At 71.9% G+C, this 18,428-nt stretch carries 19 protein-coding genes; 11 read left to right on the top strand and 8 right to left on the bottom strand.

Annotated elements, in window-relative coordinates; all coding sequences use genetic code 11:
• Positions 1 to 55: 55 nt before the first annotated feature.
• Entirely contained in the window at positions 56 to 865 is an 810-nt protein-coding gene (locus ACFY0P_RS06040; protein ID WP_388907838.1) for a hypothetical protein, read from the bottom strand.
• A gap of 220 nt (positions 866 to 1,085) precedes the next feature.
• Between ACFY0P_RS06040 and bla the strand changes: the two genes are divergently transcribed.
• The 7 genes from bla (at position 1,086) to ACFY0P_RS06005 (ending at position 7,583) form a co-directional block, all read left to right on the top strand.
• Positions 1,086 to 2,003, top strand: a complete 918-nt coding sequence (gene bla / locus ACFY0P_RS06035) for a class A beta-lactamase (RefSeq protein ID WP_388907836.1) — start codon at positions 1,086 to 1,088, stop codon at positions 2,001 to 2,003.
• Positions 2,004 to 2,141: 138 nt separating this feature from the next.
• The gene (locus ACFY0P_RS06030) at positions 2,142 to 3,716 is read left to right on the top strand and encodes an ATP-binding protein (RefSeq protein ID WP_388907834.1); all 1,575 of its coding nucleotides are present in this window, start codon (positions 2,142 to 2,144) and stop codon (positions 3,714 to 3,716) included.
• Positions 3,713 to 4,120 carry a roadblock/LC7 domain-containing protein gene (locus ACFY0P_RS06025; RefSeq protein WP_123979438.1) on the top strand — a complete coding sequence of 136 codons (408 nt, stop codon included), beginning with the start codon at positions 3,713 to 3,715 and terminating at the stop codon, positions 4,118 to 4,120. The genes ACFY0P_RS06030 and ACFY0P_RS06025 overlap by 4 nt, the downstream gene beginning before the upstream one ends.
• Positions 4,117 to 4,464, top strand: a complete 348-nt coding sequence (locus ACFY0P_RS06020) for a DUF742 domain-containing protein (RefSeq protein ID WP_388907832.1) — start codon at positions 4,117 to 4,119, stop codon at positions 4,462 to 4,464. Before ACFY0P_RS06025 ends, ACFY0P_RS06020 begins: the two co-directional genes overlap by 4 nt.
• On the top strand, positions 4,445 to 5,071 hold the full coding sequence (locus ACFY0P_RS06015) for an ATP/GTP-binding protein (RefSeq protein WP_388907830.1): 627 nt from the start codon (positions 4,445 to 4,447) through the stop codon (positions 5,069 to 5,071). Before ACFY0P_RS06020 ends, ACFY0P_RS06015 begins: the two co-directional genes overlap by 20 nt.
• Entirely contained in the window at positions 5,068 to 6,276 is a 1,209-nt protein-coding gene (locus tag ACFY0P_RS06010; protein ID WP_388907828.1) for a cytochrome P450, read from the top strand. Before ACFY0P_RS06015 ends, ACFY0P_RS06010 begins: the two co-directional genes overlap by 4 nt.
• A gap of 80 nt (positions 6,277 to 6,356) precedes the next feature.
• Complete coding sequence (locus ACFY0P_RS06005) at positions 6,357 to 7,583, top strand: cytochrome P450 (protein ID WP_388907826.1); 1,227 nt, start codon at positions 6,357 to 6,359, stop codon at positions 7,581 to 7,583.
• Here ACFY0P_RS06005 and ACFY0P_RS06000 read toward each other — a convergent pair.
• Both ACFY0P_RS06000 and ACFY0P_RS05995 read right to left on the bottom strand, forming a co-directional pair.
• Positions 7,580 to 8,743 carry an NAD-dependent formate dehydrogenase gene (locus ACFY0P_RS06000; protein ID WP_388907824.1) on the bottom strand — a complete coding sequence of 388 codons (1,164 nt, stop codon included), beginning with the start codon at positions 8,741 to 8,743 and terminating at the stop codon, positions 7,580 to 7,582. The two genes, ACFY0P_RS06005 and ACFY0P_RS06000, sit on opposite strands and share 4 nt — an antisense overlap.
• Before the next feature lie 105 nt (positions 8,744 to 8,848).
• The gene (locus ACFY0P_RS05995; protein WP_388907820.1) at positions 8,849 to 9,784 is read right to left on the bottom strand and encodes a LysR family transcriptional regulator; all 936 of its coding nucleotides are present in this window, start codon (positions 9,782 to 9,784) and stop codon (positions 8,849 to 8,851) included.
• Positions 9,785 to 9,941: 157 nt separating this feature from the next.
• Between ACFY0P_RS05995 and ACFY0P_RS05990 the strand changes: the two genes are divergently transcribed.
• Together ACFY0P_RS05990 and ACFY0P_RS05985 are read left to right on the top strand one after the other, a co-directional pair.
• A complete protein-coding gene (locus ACFY0P_RS05990) occupies positions 9,942 to 10,931 on the top strand; it encodes an aldo/keto reductase (protein WP_388907818.1) in 990 nt (329 codons plus the stop codon).
• Between the two features lie 91 nt (positions 10,932 to 11,022).
• Entirely contained in the window at positions 11,023 to 12,207 is a 1,185-nt protein-coding gene (locus tag ACFY0P_RS05985) for a PP2C family protein-serine/threonine phosphatase (RefSeq protein WP_388907816.1), read from the top strand.
• Positions 12,208 to 12,229: 22 nt separating this feature from the next.
• On the opposite strand, the gene ACFY0P_RS05980 is transcribed toward ACFY0P_RS05985, so the two are convergent.
• Positions 12,230 to 13,879 (bottom strand): carboxylesterase/lipase family protein, encoded by a 1,650-nt coding sequence (locus tag ACFY0P_RS05980; RefSeq protein WP_388907814.1) that lies wholly within the window; start codon positions 13,877 to 13,879, stop codon positions 12,230 to 12,232.
• Positions 13,880 to 14,110: 231 nt separating this feature from the next.
• Here ACFY0P_RS05980 and ACFY0P_RS05975 point away from each other — a divergent pair, with 231 nt between their 5' ends.
• Positions 14,111 to 14,896, top strand: coding sequence for an NPP1 family protein (locus tag ACFY0P_RS05975; RefSeq protein ID WP_388907812.1), 786 nt, complete (start codon positions 14,111 to 14,113; stop codon positions 14,894 to 14,896).
• Positions 14,897 to 14,972: 76 nt separating this feature from the next.
• Here ACFY0P_RS05975 and ACFY0P_RS05970 read toward each other — a convergent pair whose 3' ends face one another.
• The 3 genes from ACFY0P_RS05970 to ACFY0P_RS05960 all read right to left on the bottom strand — a co-directional run bounded on the left by ACFY0P_RS05970 (position 14,973) and on the right by ACFY0P_RS05960 (position 17,020).
• A complete protein-coding gene (locus ACFY0P_RS05970; RefSeq protein WP_388907810.1) occupies positions 14,973 to 15,788 on the bottom strand; it encodes an SAM-dependent methyltransferase in 816 nt (271 codons plus the stop codon).
• A gap of 119 nt (positions 15,789 to 15,907) precedes the next feature.
• Positions 15,908 to 16,144 carry a DUF397 domain-containing protein gene (locus ACFY0P_RS05965; RefSeq protein WP_177233215.1) on the bottom strand — a complete coding sequence of 79 codons (237 nt, stop codon included), beginning with the start codon at positions 16,142 to 16,144 and terminating at the stop codon, positions 15,908 to 15,910.
• Positions 16,145 to 17,020, bottom strand: coding sequence for a helix-turn-helix domain-containing protein (locus ACFY0P_RS05960; RefSeq protein ID WP_388907808.1), 876 nt, complete (start codon positions 17,018 to 17,020; stop codon positions 16,145 to 16,147). It lies immediately after the preceding gene.
• A 327-nt stretch (positions 17,021 to 17,347) separates the two neighbouring features.
• Between ACFY0P_RS05960 and ACFY0P_RS05955 the strand changes: the two genes are divergently transcribed.
• On the top strand, positions 17,348 to 18,022 hold the full coding sequence (locus ACFY0P_RS05955) for an ATP-binding protein (protein WP_388907806.1): 675 nt from the start codon (positions 17,348 to 17,350) through the stop codon (positions 18,020 to 18,022).
• A 152-nt stretch (positions 18,023 to 18,174) separates the two neighbouring features.
• On the opposite strand, the gene ACFY0P_RS05950 is transcribed toward ACFY0P_RS05955, so the two are convergent.
• Positions 18,175 to 18,426, bottom strand: coding sequence for a hypothetical protein (locus ACFY0P_RS05950; RefSeq protein WP_388907804.1), 252 nt, complete (start codon positions 18,424 to 18,426; stop codon positions 18,175 to 18,177).
• Positions 18,427 to 18,428 lie beyond the last annotated feature (2 nt).

The raw sequence follows: 18,428 nt of genomic DNA, 5'->3' as shown, positions 1-18,428 counted from the left end.
GGCGGGCGGCTGCGTGACATATGGGATTTCGGGGAAGCCGGGAGGGTTGGGAATCTCAGGGCAGCCGGAAGGACGGTACGGGGTGGCGCGGTGGGCCCGGGCGGGGCACCGGTGGGTCGGACCGGGGCGGCGACGGTGTGGCCTCGAGGCGTTCCGCCAGGCGGGCGGAGAACGGCAGCCGGCGACCGTGCAGCAGGCCGAGGGCGATCGCGGTGGTCACGGCGATCAGGTGCTCGCGGCCGGCCAGGTTCGGTACGGCGATGGACTCCCACACCATCGAGCCGCCGGTGAGGGTGAAGACGACGGGGGCGCGCCGGACCACCGCCAGGTAGGTGAAGAGGCCCACCACGGCGGCGGACGGGCCCGTGTCGAGGATCCGGCCGACCTCCGGGGGCAGGCCGAAACCCCACCAGCCGGGGCCCAGCGCGACCATCACCCGGGCGGACATGGTGCCGGCCAGGGTGGTGAGGTAGGCGACGGCGAGGGTGCGGGCGCGGCCGAGGGTGAGTTCGGCGAGGGCGAAGGCGAGGAAGAGCTGGGTGATGCCCGCCCAGACCGGCAGGTCGAGCGCCGGGACGTAGAGCGAGACCGGGGTGCGCAGCAGGGAGAGCCACAGGGGCAGGTCGGCGGTGACGCCGCCGAGGTGCCACACCAGCCGCCGGCCGAAGGGGTGCTGGGCGATGCCGTGGAAGAAGATGACGCCGAACGCGGCCACGAACGCCAGCACGAGCCCGGACAGTCCGCGCCGCACCAACTGCCGTACCGGCTCCACCACGATGGCGTGCCCTTCGTCGCGCAGCGTGCGCCGCACGAACCGGACCGCCCGAGCGGCCACCCGGCTCCAGTCGCCTTTCATGAAAGGCATCGCCCCCTCGACACCGTCCCCGTCGTCGGCCTGCGCCCTCCAAGAGGTTCTCCGCGCACGGGCCGTTCCACGCGCCATCGTATAGACGTTTGGATCATTTGCGACGATGCGGGAGCTACGGGTGGTCGGATATCGGCGTCGGATTTATCACCGGTCCACGGCTGAACCCGGACGCCCGCGATTGCGTCCCCCTGACCGTCGTCCCGGTAAAGGAGCGGTAATGCGGAAACCGTCGCGTCGCATGGTGCTGGCCTCGGCCCTGGGGGTGGCGGTGACCACCGCGCCCGCGCCGGAGGCGACCACGGGACTGCGCGCCCTGGAGCGCGAACACGGGGCCCGGCTCGGGGTGTTCGCCTGGGACACCGGCTCGGGGGCCCGGCTCGGGTACCGATCCGGTGAGCTGTTCCCGATGTGCTCGGTGTTCAAGACGGTCGCGGTGGCCGCCGTGCTGCGCGACCTCGACGAGGACGTGCTCGACGAGGTCGTCCACTACGACGAGAGCGATGTCGAGCGGGCCGGCGGTGCTCCGGTCACCGGAAAGCCGGAGAATCTCGCCGCGGGAATGACGGTCGCGGAGTTGTGCGGAGCGGCGATCTCCTACAGCGACAACACCGCGGCGAACCTGTTGCTGGAGCAACTGGGCGGGCCGGTGGCGGTGACGAGGACGTGCCGTTCGCTCGGGGACGGGGTGACGCGCCTGGACCGGTGGGAGCCGGAGCTGAACTCGGCGGAACCGGGGCGGGTCACCGACACCACCACTCCCCTGGCCATCGCGACGACCTATGCGAAGCTGACGGTCGGTCACGCCCTGGACGGCGCCGACCGACGGCGGCTCACGGGCTGGCTGCTCGCCAACACCACCGGCGGCGAGCGGACCCGCGCCGGGCTGCCCGGAGACTGGACGGTCGGCGACAAAACCGGAACGGGCGGGTACGGCACCGCCAACGATGTCGCGGTCGCCTGGCCCCCCGGCCGTGCGCCGGTCGTCGTCGCCGTTCTCTCCACCCACGCCGCCGCGGCCGCCGAGTCCGACTCCCCGCTGGTCAGGGCGGCAGCCGCGGTGGTGGCGGACGCCTTCGGACGCGGTGACGCACAAGATCGTTCACAGCCGAAGCACAGCATGTCATCTTCCCGGTAGCCGGTTTTCTGCAATGAGACCGGAACCGTTCTGTTTCGATCACGAACTCTCGTATAGTGACGCCCAGTTCAGCACCGAGCGTCACAGCTCCTTCACCGGACACACATCCCTACCTGCTCCGAGGACCAGACCGGACCGATGACCGCGCCCACGCATCCCGGCGAACGACCTTCCCTCCGTACGCTCGTTCCGACCTTCGCGCTGACCGGCGTGGTGTCGGCTCTCGCGGTCGTCGCCGCGGTGACCGCCGCGCCGGCCTCGGTCCGCACCCCCCTCGCCCTCGGCGCGAGCGCGGCCGCACTGCTGCTGTGTGCGGCGGTGACCTGGGCCGTGCACGCGGCACGGACCGCCCGAGCCGCCCGGCGCCGGCTGGAGACGGTGAGCCAGGACATCGGGCGGCTGCTCCATCAGCAGGCCAGGACCACCGAGGAAGCGCGCCTGGAACAGCAGCGGCTGATCGACGAACTGGCCCAGCAGCGCAGCGAGTTCGCGGACTCCTTCGAGCAAGAGCGGGCGCGGATCCACCAGGACAGCGGCCAGGAACTGGACTGGTACCAGCAGGAGAACGCCCGGCTCACCGCCGAACTGGAGCGCGCCCAGCGGGAACGGGCCGCGGCGGTATCCGCCGCCGGCAACGCGGCCGGGCGGATGCAGGCCCTGGCCACCGCCACCCTCGCCGACCTGCGGGCCATGGAGGACCGGCACACCGAGGAGGACGTGCTCGCCGATCTGCTCCACCTCGACCACCGAACCGCCCAGGCGGGCCGGCTCGCCGACTCCATCGCCGTACTCACCGGGGCGCGTTCCGGCCGCCGCTGGGCACGTCCGATCAGCATGGAGTCGATCCTGCGCGGCGCGATGGGACGAATCAGCGGCTACCGCCGGATACGGGTGCACTCGGTGAGCGAGACGGCCGTCGCCGGACACGCCGCCGAGGGTGTCATGCATGCGCTGGCCGAACTCTTCGACAACGCGGCCAACTTCTCGCCCCCCACGGCCGAGGTCCACGTGTACGTGGAGGAGGTGCCGGCCGGGGTCATCGTGTCCGTGGAGGACAGCGGGCTGGTGATGGGCGACGTGCAACTGCGCCGCGCCGAGCGGGCGGTCGCGGGCGACACCATCGAGCTGGGCGGTCTCACCGGCACCCGGCTCGGGCTCGCGGTGGTGGGCCGGCTGGCCCGCAAGTACGGCCTGAAGGTGTCGTTCCGGCCGTCGGCGCGGGGCGGCACCGGGGTGCTGATGCTGGTCCCGCAGGACCTGCTGACCCGCCCGGTCACCGACGAGCCCGCGGCGGCGACGCAGACCGAGCCGGCCGAGCCGGTGCCGGTCGCGGCGGACCCCGTACCCGTGCACGAGTCCGCCGCCGAACCGGACGAGGACGAGGAAGGGCCCACCGGGCTGCCCAGGCGGCGCCGGGGCCGGACCCTCGCCGAGGCCGAGCGGCGATCGGCGCCCCAGCCGGCGGAGCCGCGCCCCGCGCCCCGCGCCGCGGACGCCCAGGTCCGTGCCGCCCGCTTCAACAGCTTCCGGCAGGCCGTCCGCCCGGCCTCTCACGACTCGGACTCCGCCGAGACCGCCGGCCCCGCCGACGAGCCGGCCGCCCCGTACGCCCCCACCCCCGCGCACGACCCGGTCCCCGCGCCCCACCCGGAGTCCGGCCCAGAGCTCACCTCCCACCCGCACGCGTACCCGGAAGGCGACCCCACTTCATGACCGGCAGGACCACCGCCGATGACAAGCTCACCTGGCTCATCGAGGGCCTCCTGGAGCGCACCCCCGGCGCGCGGCACGCCCTGGTGCTCTCCCGTGACGGGCTGAAGCTCTGCCGTACCCCGGAGCTCTCCGTCGACCAGGCCGACCAGCTCGCGGCGATCGCCGCCGGCATCCAGTCGCTGTCGCACGGGGCGTCCGTCGAGTTCGGCGACGGCAGCGGCGGCGTGCGGTCCGCGATGACCGAGTTCTACGGGGGCGTGCTGTTCATCGTGGAGGCCGGCGAGGGCGCCCATCTGGCCGTGGTGACCAGCGAGGACGCCGACCCCGGCCTGGTCGGGCACAACATGAGCGAACTGGTCGAGCAGCTCGGCGAGCACCTGACCGCGCAGCCCCGTACGTCATGAGCCGCCCGGGCAGGGACGACGCGCCCGACCGCCTGTACACCATCACCGGCGGCCGCAGCGGCACCGGCCCCGACAGCCCCTTCGACCTGGTCACCCTGGTCGTCGCCGAGTCGGAGCCGACGCCCGGCATGCAGTCGGAGCACGCGGCGATCCTGCGCCTGGCCGAGTTCCCGACCTCGGTGGTGGAGCTCGCCGCGGAGCTGAGGCTTCCGGTGAGCATCACCAAGATCCTGCTGGGCGATCTGCAGGCGGCCGGCCGGGTCAGCGCCCGCCATCCGCACCGGCCGGCCATCACCGACCCCGACATCCTGGAGCAGGTGCTCGTTGGACTCCGCAACCTCTGACGCGCGCACCCCGTTGGGTGCCTCCGCCGACCACGGCTTCAAGATCGTGGTCGTGGGCGGTTTCGGCGTCGGCAAGACCACCCTGGTCCGCTCGGTCAGCGAGATACGTCCCCTCAACACCGAGGAGACGATGACCCAGGCAGGCGAGGGGGTCGACGACATCCGGGAGGTGCGCGGCAAGTCCGCGACCACCGTCGCCTTCGACTTCGGCCGGATCACCCTGGACGCGCGCAACGTGCTCTACCTGTTCGGGGCGCCGGGGCAGGAGCGGTTCTGGTTCCTGTGGGACCGGCTGTTCTCCGGCACGCTCGGCGCGGTCGTGCTCGTCGACACCCGGCGGATCGGCGACTCCTGGTACGCCATCGACCGGCTGGAGAAGCACGGCACCCCGTTCATCGTGGCCTGCAACGACTTCGGCGGCCCCGTGCACACGCCCCAGGACGTCCGGCACGCCCTCGACCTGGACCCGCACGTCCCGCTGGTCAACTGCGACGCCCGTTCCCGGGAGTCCGGCAAGCAGGTGCTGATCACGCTCGTCCAGCACGTCAAGAACCGGTACGCCGGCCCGTCCGCACCGGCGGACCTGCCCCGACAGGAGTTCGTGTGACCCCCGAAGCCGTGCCGCTCGGCGGCCCCCGGTTCCAGACCGAACCGGCGCGTCTGTACCGCGAGATGCGGCGCGACCACGGCGCCGTCACCCCCGTCGTGCTCGACGGGGACGTGCCGGCCTGGCTCGTGGTCGGGTACCGCGAGCTGCACCAGGTGACCGGGGACCCGGTGCTGTTCAGCCGGGACTCCGACCTGTGGAACCGGTGGGACACGATCCCCGACGACTGGCCGCTGCTGCCGATGATCGGCCGCAAGCAGCCGTCGATCCTGTACACCGTCGGCGAACGGCACCGCGAGCGGGCCGGGATGATCAGCGACGCGCTGGAGGCCGTCGACCCGTTCGAACTGCGCGGGCACGCCGAGCGGTTCGCGGACGAGCTGATCGACGGGCTGTGCACGAGCGGCGAGGCGGACCTGATCGGCCAGTACGCGATGCTGCTGCCGGTGCGGGTGCTCGCGCGGCTGTACGGCTTCCCCGACGAGGACGGCCCCGGCCTGGTCACCGCACTCAACGACATGATCGACGGGCGTGAGCGGGCGATCGCCGGGCAGCAGCATCTGGCCACGTCCATGGCGCAGTTGCTGGCCGACCGGAAGGCGGACCCGGCCGACGACGTGGTGTCGCGGATGCTCCAGGACAAGAGCGGGTTCACCGACGAAGAGATCATGCAGGACCTGATGGTCATGATGGCGGCCGGGCACCAGCCGACCGCCGACTGGATCGGCAACTCGCTGCGCCTGATGCTCACCGACGACCGGTTCGCCGCCTCGCTGTTCGGCGGCCGCAACAGTGTCGCCGAGGCGATGAACGAGGTGCTCTGGGAGGACACCCCCAGCCAGAACATCGCCGGCCGCTGGGCGTCCCGCGACACCCAGCTGGGCGGCCGCCGGATCCGCGCCGGCGACCTGCTGATCCTCGGCCTGCAGGGCGCCAACTCCGATCCGCAGGTGCGCACCGACGCCTCCGCGCTGACCGGCGGCAACAACGCGCACTTCTCCTTCGGGCACGGCGAGCACCGCTGCCCGTTCCCCGCCCAGGAGGTCGCCGAGGTGGTCGCGCGGACCGGCATCGAGGTCGTCCTCGACCGGCTCCCCGACATCGACCTCGCGGTGCCCGCCGAGTCCCTCACCCGACGGCCCTCGCCGTGGCTGCGGGGGCTGACCGAACTGCCCGTCAGGTTCACGCCCGTACCCGCCCTCTGATCCGCACCTCCGCACCGAGAGACAGGCGCAGCACACCGCATGGCGCAGTTACCCGACCCTGCCCTGGGAGGCACGTCACGATGACGACCGGTACCGGACAAGCCCGGATCGCCCTCGACCCCTTCGTCACCGACCTCGACGGCGAGAGCGCGCGGCTGCGCGCCGCCGGTCCGCTCGCGGCCGTGGAGCTGCCCGGTGGGGTGCCCGTCTGGGCGGTCACCCGGCACGCCGAGGCCAAGGCGCTGCTCACCGACCCGCGCCTGGTCAAGGACATCAACGTGTGGGGTGCCTGGCAGCGCGGGGAGATCGCGCCGGACTGGCCGCTGATCGGCCTCGCCAACCCCGGCCGTTCGATGCTGACCGTGGACGGCGCCGACCACCGCAGGATGCGCACGCTGGTCGCGCAGGCGCTAACCCCGCGCCGGGTGGAGCAGATGCGGGAGCGGATCCAGAAGCTGACCCAGGACCTGCTCGACGCCCTCCCGGCCGACGAGGAGAGCGTCGACCTCAAGGCGGCCTTCGCCTACCCGCTGCCCATGTTCGTGGTCGCCGACCTGATGGGCATCGACGAGGCCGAACTGCCGCGGCTGAAGGAGCTGTTCGAGAAGTTCTTCTCGACCCAGACGCCGCCCGCGGAGGTCATCGCGACCCTCACCGAGCTGGCGGGGATCATGGCGTCGACGGTCGCCGCCAAACGGGCCGAGCCCGGCGACGACCTCACCAGCGCGCTGATCCTGGCCTCCGAGGACGGCGACCACCTCACCGACGAGGAGATCGTCTCCACCCTCCAGCTGATGGTGGCGGCCGGGCACGAGACCACGATCTCCCTGATCGTCAACGCGGTGGTCAACCTCTCCACCCACCCCGACCAGCGCGCCAAGGTGCTCTCCGGCGAGGTGGACTGGTCGGCGGTGGTCGAGGAGACCCTGCGCTGGTCCACCCCGACCTCGCACGTGCTGATCCGTTTCGCCACCGAGGACGTGCCGGTCGGCGACAAGGTGCTCCCGGCGGGCGACGCGCTCATCGTGTCGTACGCCGCGATCGGCCGTGACGAGAACGCGCACGGGCCGAGTGCCGGGGAGTTCGACGTCACCCGGGAGTCGCCGAACCGGCACATCTCCTTCGGGCACGGCCCGCACGTCTGCCCGGGTGCGGCGCTCTCCCGGCTGGAAGCGGGCGTGGCGCTGCCCGCGCTCTACGACCGCTTCCCCGGCCTGGACCTCGCGGTACCGGCGTCCGAGCTGCGCAACAAGCCGGTGGTCACCCAGAACGACCTCTTCGAGCTGCCGGTCCGGCTGAACCCCTAACGGGTGTTGACGGAGTAGGACCTGGCTCCCGTGCCGGCCAGCCTCCCGCCGTCGACGATCAGGTACTCGTCGCGGATCGGCCGGCCGGCCAGCCAGGACTCCAGGATCTCCCGGGTGCCGGCGGCGTAGCGGGCCTGCGCGGAGAGGCTGGAGCCGGAGATGTGCGGGGTCATCCCCTGGTGCGGCATGGTGCGCCAGGGGTGGTCGGCGGGCGCGGGCTGCGGGTACCAGACGTCGCCCGCGTACCCGGCCAGCTGCCCGCTGCGCAGCGCCCGGTCGACGGCGTCCCGGTCGGCGATGAGGGCCCGGGCGGTGTTGATGAGATACGCGCCGCGCTTCATCGTGCCGAGCAGCTCGTCGCCGAACAGGCCCTCGGTCTCCGGGTGCAGGGGTGCGTTGACGGTCACGACGTCGCAGTGCGGGGCCATGGCGGCCGCGCTCTCGTGGAAGGTCAGGTTCAGCTCGCGCTCGACGGCTTCGGGCAGCCGGGTGCGGTCGGTGTAGTGCAGCTTGACGTCGAAGGGCGCGAGGCGGCGCAGCACCGCGGTGCCGATCCGGCCCGCGGCGACGGTTCCGACGTGCATGCCCTCCAGGTCGTACGACCGGCTCACGCAGTCGGCGATGTTCCAGCCGCCGTCGAGCACCACCTGGTGCGAGGGCAGGTAGTTGCGGACCAGCCCGAGGATCATCATCACGACGTGTTCGGCGACGCTGATGCTGTTGCAGTACGTCACCTCGGCGACCGTCACCCCGTGCGCGATGGCGGCGTCGAGGTCGACGTGGTCGGAGCCGATGCCCGCGGTGATCGCCAGTTTGAGGTTCTTCGCGGCGGCGATCCGCTCCGGGGTGAGGTACGCGGGCCAGAACGGCTGCGAGATGACGACGTCCGCGTCGGCCAGCTCACGGTCGAAGACCGAGCCCGCGCGGTCCTTGTCGGAGGTGACGACGAGGGTGTGCCCGTCCTTCTCCAGGAAGGAGCGCAGGCCGAGTTCGCCGGAGACGCTGCCGAGGAGGTGGCCGGGGGTGAAGTCGATCGCCTCGGGGGTGGGGGTGGTCTGGCCGCCCGGGTAGTGGTCGATGACGGGGATGCCGTCGCGGGCGTAGCCGGTGGGGTATCCGTCGGTCGGGTCGTCGTACAGGACGCAGAGCACCTTGGCCATGGTGGCGGCTCCTCAACTCCGTTGCGGATGGGCGCCTTTCACGATCCTCGGGAACAACTGCGCAGGTCAAAGCGAACGTTGCTATGCCGTGATAGCCCGCTTCTATCACCGGCCGCGGCCGTCCAGGACGGCGTGCAGCCGACTGTCCAGGGCGTCCCTCAGCCCCGCCTCCCGGGCGACCTTCACCAGGGCGCCGGCGAGCACGGACTGGGGTTCGCTGCGGGCGACGACGAGTCCGACCCGGGGGCCGTGGGCCGGGCCCTCGAGCGGGACCACGCGCATGCCCTCCGGAACGCCGAACATGTGCAGCCACGCGTGCGAGATCACGCTGGACCAGCGGCCGCCGGGGAGGTGGGCGTAGAGCCCGGCCACGCTGTCGGACTCGACGGCCGGGACGGGGGCGGCGCCGTCGGCGGCGAAGCACTCGTCGATGATGCGCCGGTTGCGCATCCGCCGACCGAGCAGGCACAGCGGGAGGGCGGCGGCCTGCGACCAGGTGGCCGTGGCCGCGTCGCCGAGGGGCCCGCCGACCGGAGTGAGCAGGACGTACCGCTCCTCGTAGAGCGGGAAACGGCGGACCTGGCGCAGTTCGTCGTCGTCCAGGTAGGTCATGGCCGCGTCCAGCTCGAATCCGGCGAGGCCGCGCCGGATGTCGGCCGACGACAGGGACTCCATGGCCACCCGGGCGTGCGGATGCCGGTCGCAGAAGGGGCCGGTGAGGAGGGAGGCGACGGGGACGGCGGTGGGGACGATGCCGAGGCGCAGGGTGCCGGTGAGGCCGTCCCGCAGCGCCGACAGTTCCTGGCGGAGCGCGTCCTCCTCGGCGAGGATGCGGTGCGCCCAGGCCAGCACGACCTCGCCCTCGGGGGTGAGGCCCTCGTAGCGGCGGCCCCGGCGCACGACCGGGACCCCCAGGTCGTGTTCGAGCCGTCGTATCGCCGCGGACAGCGAGGGCTGCGAGACATGGCAGGCGGTCGCCGCCCGGCCGAAGTGCCGCTCCCGGGCGAGCGCGACGAGGTATTCGAGCTGGCGCAGCAGCATGCGGCCTCCGCGGACGGTCTCGGCGACGGGTACGGGGTACCGGGTACGGGCTCCGGGTCCAGGTGTACCGGATCGGCGGCGCCCGTTTGACTTCGAGTGCTCTTGAAGTCGTAGCGTCCAGGAGGAGAACGAGTCAGCGGGAAAGGCTGGGAATCACATGCGACAGCGCAATCTGCGGGATCTTCGGGTGAGCAGCATCGGCCTCGGGTGCATGGGCATGTCCGCCTTCTACGGCACCGCCGACGAGGACGAGGGCGTGCGGACCATCCACCGCGCGCGGGAACTCGGCGTCACCTTCCTCGACACCGCGCAGCTCTACGGACCGCTCACCAACGAGTCGCTGGTCGGCGAGGCGATCCGGGGGCACCGGGACGAGTACGTGATCGCCACGAAGTTCAACTACCGGATGGACCACGCCGTCCCCGGCGACATGAGCAGCATCGGCCCGCAGGACGGCTCGGCCGAGCACGTCCGCAGCTCGATCCACGGCTCGCTGCGGCGTCTGGGCACCGACTACATCGACCTGTACTACCAGCACCGCGTCGACCCGAACGTACCGATCGAGGAGACGGTCGGCGCCCTGGCCGAGCTGGTCGCCGAGGGCAAGGTGCGGCACATCGGGCTGAGCGAGGCGAGCGCCGAGACGATCCGGCGGGCCGACGCCGTGCACCCGATCGCGGCCGTGCAGACCGAGTACTCGCTGTGGACCCGGGACCCGGAGGACGAGGTACTGCCCGCCTGCCGGGAGCTGGGCATCGGGTTCGTCCCGTACTCGCCGCTGGGCCGCGGCTTCCTCGCCGGCCGGTTCTCCTCCCCCGACGACCTCGACGCGGGCGACTGGCGCCGCACCGGTCCCCGCTTCACCGGAGACAACCTGGAGGCGAACCAGCGGCTGGCCGCCAAGGTGAAGGAGATCGCCGCGGAGAAGGACGTGACCCCGGCCCAGCTGGCCCTCGCCTGGGTGCTGGCCCAGGGCGACGGCATCGTCCCGATCCCGGGCACCAAGCGCGTCGGCTACCTGGAGCAGAACGCGGGCGCGGTCGACGTGGAGCTCACCAAGGAGGACCTGGCCCGGATCGAGGCCGAGGTGCCCCGGGCGGCGGGCGAGCGCTACGACGAGGCCGGGATGCGGTCCGTGAACCTGTAGCAGGCCGGGAGCCTCCGGGGTGCCGTGAAACCGCCGGCGGGCCGTCCGGTTCGCGGTGGCCGGTCCCCCGGCGGTGGCGCACGCTGGTGGCATGGGCAAGCTGCAGGGCTGTGCGACGGGGCTGCGGCGGTCATGGCAGTCGTCGCACGCGCTGCTGCTGCTCCCGGTCCTGCTCATCGTGGTGATCGCGGTGGCGGACCTCCGCGCGCCGCAGGACATCCATCTGGGCCCGGCCCTGGTCATCGCCCCGGCGCTCACCCCGTCCTTCGCAGGACCCCGGGCGACCGCGCTGGTCGGGGCGCTGGCGGTGATCGCCCAGGTGGTGATCGCCATGTTCCACGGCGGGCTGACCACCGCGAACCACCTCGTGCAGATCGTCACCCTGGCGCTGCTCTCGGTGATGGTGGTGGTCTACAGCGCGGTCCGCGAGCGGCGCCGTGCCCAGCTGGCCCAGGTGCGCACGGTCGCCGAGGCCGCGCAGCACGTCCTGATGTGGCCGCTGCCCGAGCACATCGGCCCGCTGCGGATCGCCTCGCTGTACCTGGCCGCCGAGGACGAGGCGCAGATCGGCGGCGACCTGTACGCGGCGACCCGCTGCGACCAAGAGGTCCGGGTCATGATCGGCGACGTGCGGGGCAAGGGGCTGTCCGCGATCGGCGAGGCGGCGCTGCTGCTGAGCGCCTTCCGGGAGTCCGCCCACCGGCATGTCACCCTGCCGGACCTGGCGGCCGCCCTGGAGCAGAGCGTGCAGCGGTACGCGGCCGACCTGGAGCCCCCGGAGGAGGCGGGCGAGCGGTTCGCCACCGCACTGCTGGTCGAGATCCCCGACGAGGACCCGGTCACCCGGATGAGCAGCAGCGGCCATCCGCCGCCCCTGCTGCTGAGCCCGGGGCACGCGGTCACCGTGCCGAGCCTGCACCCGTCGCCGCCGCTGGGTGTACACGGGGCGGACGGCACCGAGCACACCGTGGACGTGTTCTCGTTCGAGCCCGGTGACACCCTGCTGCTCTACACCGACGGTGTCGTCGAGGCCCGGGACGCGCAGGGCCGCTTCTACCCGCTCGCCGAGCGGGTCGCGCAGTGGACCGATGCCGCTCCGGAGGCGCTGATGCACCACATCCGGCGCGACCTGCTGGGGCATGCGGGCGGACACCTCGGCGACGACGCGGCGCTGATCGCCCTGCACCGCACCCCGACCGCGCACCGCCGTCACCACAACCGCGTCCTCGGCCACGGCTCGGCTCACCATTCGGCCCAGGGCTCCGCACGGGCGTAGCGGGAACCTCGGAACCGGGACCTCAGTACTCCGTGGTCTGCGACTCCAGATACGTCCTCAGGAAAGTGAGCTTCGCGTCGCTGTCGGCCACCGCGAGCGTGCCGGGGTTCCCGCCGAGTTCCATGGTCTGCGGGGTGTCGGTGGCGAGGGCCGGCCAGTTGGCCAGTGAGCCGCCGTTCGGGTCGCCGGTGGCGGCGAAGCGGGCGACGTAGGAGGCGGTGGTGTCGGCGGTGTCGTAGTCCTTGGAGGTCCAGGGGCGGTCGGTGTTGTAGAGGTAGCCGAGCAGGTAGTAGACGTCGGAGCCCTCGAAGGCGCCGGTCGCGGTGGTGCCGACGACCGGGTTGGTGTCGTCGTACCCGGGCGGGACGCGGGTCCAGAAGTAGGTGTGGACGGCGCTGGAGTTGGCGGCCGTGTCCTTGAACTGGGTCGCCCACAGGAAGGCGGAGACGCGTTCCTCGTCCCGGGCGTAGGCGCTGAACTGCTGGGCGGCAGCCGTGTCGCTGTCGGCCGGGTAGAGGTCCAGGAAGGTGTCCGCGAGTCCCAGCGGACCGAACTCGGACCGGGCGTGGGCCTGGAACGCGTCGAGGGTCAGCTTCAGGTCGGGCGAGGCGCCGTTCGCGTCCTTGCAGACGCCGGTCAGGACGGGTACGTCGGTCTCGGCGCAGGCCTTGAGGACGGCGGTGTAGGTGTCGGGCAGGACGTGTCCGTCGAGGACGTGGCCGAAGTCGGCGGAGGGGTCGGCGGCGGCGCGGCTGACGATGTCGTCGGCGTCCAGCGCGCGCAGGTCCGCGAGATCGGCGGCTCCCGACCGGGTCGCGAAGTCGGTGCCGTCGGCCTCGGCGGCGGCGAGGGCCCGGTAGCGGCCGGCCCCTCGGGCGAGGGCCGGGTCCTTCGTGTACCGGACGCCCGAGGAGAGCAGCGCGCGGTGGTAGAGGCCCCTGGCCTGCCGGGACGCGAGCAGGATGTGCACGATGGACGCGCCCTGTCCCCAGCCCGCCAGGGTGACCCGGTCCGGGTCGCCGCCGAACGCGGCGATGTTCCGCTGGACCCACTCCAGCGCCGCGACGACGTCCAGGATCCCCCAGTTGCCGGAGCCGCCGTACGCGGACTCGGCGCTCAGCTCGGGGTGGGCGAGACCGCCGAGCGGGCCGACCCGGTAGTCGAGAGTGACGACGACCACGCCTTTGGAGGCGAGCAGAGAGCCGTCGTAGATCTCCTGGCCGGACCACAGTGCCTGATCGCCGCCGTACAGCCAGACCAGGACGGGGCGGTTGTCCCCCGAACCCGTCGCCGCCGTCCAGACGTTGAGGTTCAGGCAGTCCTCGCCGAGCTCGGGCACCTGGTCGCCGGGGATGCCCGTGACCGGCTGCGGGCAGGCGGGGCCCCAGGAGTCGGCGGCACGGACCCCGTCCCAGGAGGGGGCCGGCTGCGGCGGGCGCCAGCGGTTGGCGCCGGCGGTGGTGGCGGCGTACGGGATGCCCTTGTAGACGGTGACGCCCCGCAGACCGCCCTGGACTCCGGTGACCTGGCCGGACTCCGTGGATATCGCCGTGGCGGCCGCGGTCTTCGCCTCGGCCGGTGTGGGCAGCGTGCCGAGCAGCCCGGCCACGGCGGCGGCACCGAGGAAGCCGCGCCGGTTCCACGGGGCCGAAGGCACGTCTGTGTCGCTCACGGGGTTCCCTCTCGGGTGGTGGGGGGCGGACGAACCGACGAGCAGCCTGACCTCGGCAAGGCCCTGCGGCAACCGCATCCGAGGAACTCACAGCAGGTCAACAGCCTCTGACAGCAACCAAGTTGGGCGAGCTGTTCAATTGTCTTTGGGTCAAAGTTAAGTCGTAAGGGTGGTCGTCGGCAGGAGCTGACTGCGAGACTCCGCTTCGCCTTTCACCGACAGGGAGTCCCCATGACCGAACTGCAATCCCCCACCCGCAGACGGCCGCTCCGCCAGGCCCTCGCCGCCGCTCTCGGCGCGCTCGCGCTGGTCGTCGCCGTGCCCGCCACCGCGCACGCCGACGTCCTGACGCTGCTGCCGCAGAACGCCGACGGCCTGGAACAGACGTTCTCCCCGGCCTACGACTACGACGGCGACGGCTGCTACGCCACCGCGGCCATCGGCGCCGACGGCACCATCAACCCCGGTCTCGCGCTCGGCGGTGACGTCAACGGCCACTGCCACGACTACGCGGAGCTCGCCAACGCCAACACCTACTCGCGCGAGAAGTGCAACAACGGCTGGTGCGCGGTGATGTACGCCAGCTACTTCGAGAAGGACCAGGCGACGTACGGCCCGTTGGCCATCGGGCACCGGCACGACTGGGAACACGTGATCGTCTGGATACAGAACAACCAGGTGCAGTACGTCTCGGTGTCCCAGCACAGCAGCTACCTGGTGCAGCCGGCCTCGGCGATCCGGTTCGACGGCACCCACCCGAAGATCGTGTACCACAAGGACGGTCTGTCCACCCACGACTTCAGGTTCGCCAACTCCAACGACGACCCGCCGGAGAACGTGACCGGCGGCTGGTTCTTCCCGCGCCTGGTGGGCTGGGACGGCTACCCGGCGGGCTACCGCGACAAGCTGATGAACGCGGACTTCGGCGACGCCACCATCAAGATCAAGGACGGCTCGTTCAACGCCAACCTGGGGTACTCCATGCCGTCCGGGATCTCCTTCGACCCGAACGCCTGAGCAGGGCGCTGTCCTCGGGGTGAGACGACCGTGCCGGGGCCGGGAAGGTGAGCCGGGCCCCGGCACGGAACCCGTGCTACGGCTTGCGGGCGACCGCTCCGTACATCGCGATGTCCTCGTCGCGGATGCCCTGTTCGCCGGTGCCGTCCGGGTGCCACTTGTGCACCTGGACGATGCCCGGCTCGACCAGCTCCAGGCCCTCGAAGAACTCGTGGGCCTCGTCGATGGTGCGCAGCCGCATCGGCATGTTGCGGGCCGCGTACTCGCGGGCGACCCGGCCCACCTCGTCGGGCGCGAACTCGGCGGTGCCGATGGACATCGCCAGGTAGCTGCCGGACGGCAGCGGTTCGAGCAGGCGCCGTACGACACCCACGGCGTCGTCCTCGTCGAGCATGAAGTGGACGATGGCGATCACCGTGAGGGCGACCGGCTTGTCCAGGTCGAGGGTCTCGCGCAGCTCGGGGGCGTCGAAGAGGTCCGTCAGGTCACGGAAGTCGGCCTCGATGTACGCCGTCCGGCCCTCGGGCGTGCTGGAGAGCAGGCCCTGGGACAGGGTGAGGACGATGGGGTCGTTGTCCACGTAGACGACCCGGGAGTCCGGGGACACCGCCTGGGCTATCTCGTGGAGGTTCGGGGAGGTGGGGATGCCGGTCCCGACGTCCAGGAACTGGCGCATCCCCGCCTCTTCGGCGAGCCAGCGCACGGCGCGGTTCATCCAGTCGCGGTTGGCGCGCATGTGGATCGGGAGCGCGGGCCACTCCCGGGACATCGCGTCACCCGCCTCCTGGTCGGCGGGGTAGTAGTCCTTGCCGCCCAGGATGTAGTCGTAGATCCGCGCGGAGTGCGCGTTCTCGGTGTCGATGCGGTCGGCCGGCCATCCGTTGTCTGGCAACGCCGTGTCTCCCATTCAGGTGAGGGATGCGGGGGTGTTCGGGGGCTGCGCGGTGGTGCGTCAGGTGGGGCGGGTTGGTTGAACGATCAGCTATAGCAAGGAAGTTCCGGGAGATCCGATCACATCAGGAAGTCGGCGTCACCCGCCTTCACACCGGACAGGAAACTCGTCATCTCACGGGGTGTGAAGACCAGCGCCGGTCCGTCGGGGTCGGTCGACTGGCGGACCGCGACCCGGCCGTCGGCGAGCTTCTTCACTTCGACGCAGGCGCCGCCGGCGTCGTCGCTCCACGGCTTGGACCAGCCGCGCGCGCCGAGTTGCCGGGACGGGATGCCGTTGCGTATGGGGTGGTGCACTTAGAGCTCCTTGCGAATCGCACCGAGGAGGGCCTCGGTCTTTCTGGCGGGCGCTGCCTGCGCGCCCAACCGGTCCAGGGCCTCGCGATAGACCACGACGTCGTCGCTCTTGTCCAGGTAGACGGCGCCCACCAGACCGTTGAGATAGACGATGTCGGGCAGTTCGGGGGCCTTGAAACGGAAGAGGTGGTACGCACCCGCGCGCATGGCGGGGTGCGGGCCGTTGGCGAACGGCATGATCTGCAAGGTGACGTTGGGGAGCCGGTTGATCTCGATGAGATGGTCGATCTGGGCGCGCATCACCTCGGCGCCGCCGACCGGCCAGCGCAGTACGGTCTCGTCCATCACGACCCACAGCCGCGGCGGGGCCGGCCGGGTGATCAGCTCCTGGCGGCGCATGCGCAGCGCAACCATGCGTTCGGTCGCCTCGCCCGGCGCGTGCGGGTTGCCGGCGCCGAGCAGGGCGGCGGCGTACCGGCGGGTCTGCAACAGGCCGTGCACGAACTGGTTCTCGTAGGCGCGGATCTGCAACGCCGCCTGCTCCAGGCTGAGATAGGCGGCGAACCAGTCCGGCATCACATCGCGGTAGGTGTGCCACCAGCCGCGCTTGTTGGCCTCGCGCACCGACTGCAGGAAGGTGTCGACCTCCTGGCAGTCCGTCACGCCGTAGACCTGCAGGAGTTTCTCGGCGTCGGCCAGCCGGAGCCGGGCCACCTTGGCGGCCTCCATCCGGCGGATCGTGGAGTGGCTGACCCCGATCGCGGCGGCCGCCTGCTCATAGGTCAGGCCGGCCCGGGTCCGCATCTCCTCCAGCTGCCGGCCGAGGATCATGCGCAGGACGGAAGGGGCTCCGCCCCAGTCGGTCTCCGAGGTCACGCCCTACCCCCTCACACCAGGTTCCAGGGTCACCGTCTCACGTACCCGTGATCGATCACGGACGCGTTCGATCACTTCCTGTCGGGAGCAGCATGCACTTCGCTTCTTGCAATTTTCAACTTGCCGGTTGCGAGGCGATGTTGGCAGATGCCAGAGTGGACTCAACTGCTCCGGCCGACCAAGGAGCAGGCGAAGCAGTCCAGTTGGGGGAGACTGAGCTGCGGCCCGGCGCCGCCCAGGCACGGGTCGTCGTCTGCCCCCGAGCGGCCCGGGGCGGACGCGACCGCTCAGCCCCACGCTGCGAAGCCGGACGAAAGGCGCACGGCGATGGCCCCGCCCTCTCTCCCCCAGCCGCTCGACCGACTGCCGGAGGACCACATACCCGGCCTGCACCGGCCGGCCCTGGCGGCCGCCGCCGAGGGCCCGTACCGCCCGTCGGACGCGACGGGCATCCCCGGACCACCCGGAGGCGAACGCCTCGGTCGACTCCCTGGGCCGCAAGGCCTCGACCGGTTCGCCTCCGGGGACCGGCCCGCCCCGCTCAGCCGGGTCTTCGACCTGGCGCCGACGCCGCGTGCGGTGGGCAACGCACGCCGGAGCGTGGGCGACCTGCTCGGCTCGTGGGGCGTGTGCGAGGAGGCCCGCGACAACGCGGTCCTGGTGACCTCGGAACTGGTCACCAACGCGATCGTGCACTCGGCCGGCCGGCGGATCGTCTGCCGGGTGCACGCCGACGCCGACCGGATCCGCATCGAGGTCGAGGACCAGAACGGGAGCATCACGCTCCCGGCACCCCGGCGGGCCAGACCCGACGAGCAGAACGGGCGCGGCCTGTTCCTCGTCGACGCGCTCAGTCTCGACTGGGGCGTCACGGCCGCGCCGGAGGGACGGCCCTCCGCCCGCGTCGTCTGGGCCGAGCTGTCGACGGCACCGGACGCACCGCTCACCACCCCCCGCTCCTCAGGAGGCCCCCCGCCCCATGGACCGTCCCCCCACTCCTGACCCCGCCGCCGACCCGTCCTGGACCCGCACCCGCCCCAAGCCCGGCCCCGGAACAACCCCACACCGCTCCGGCCGGCTGACCTTCTGACGCCACGATGCGGCCGGGACGCGATCGTCCCGGCCGCGCCGCGTCATCGCTCGAGGGCCGCCGTTCACACCGCCGCGTGCGCCAGCAGCGCGGCCGCGGCCGCCCGCAGTTGTATCGCCGCGGTCACGCAGGCCGTCGCCTGGCGCTCCAGGGCGGCGTTGCTCCACTCCGGGGCCCCGGCGCAGCCGCTCAGCGTTTCGGCGACACCGCGCAGCCGTTGGGCGTAGCCGTCCATCCGGTCCGCGTCGACCCTCAGGCCGTCCACGTACGCGAGGAGTTCGGGGGCGGCGGTGACAGGACGGGATTCGGTCGCCATGG

Source organism: Streptomyces sp. NPDC001714 (assembly GCF_042892755.1).
Taxonomy (GTDB): Bacteria; Actinomycetota; Actinomycetes; order Streptomycetales; family Streptomycetaceae; genus Streptomyces.
The sequence above is the reverse complement of the archived record's forward strand: the minus strand, read 5'-3'. Positions and strand labels throughout refer to the sequence as shown.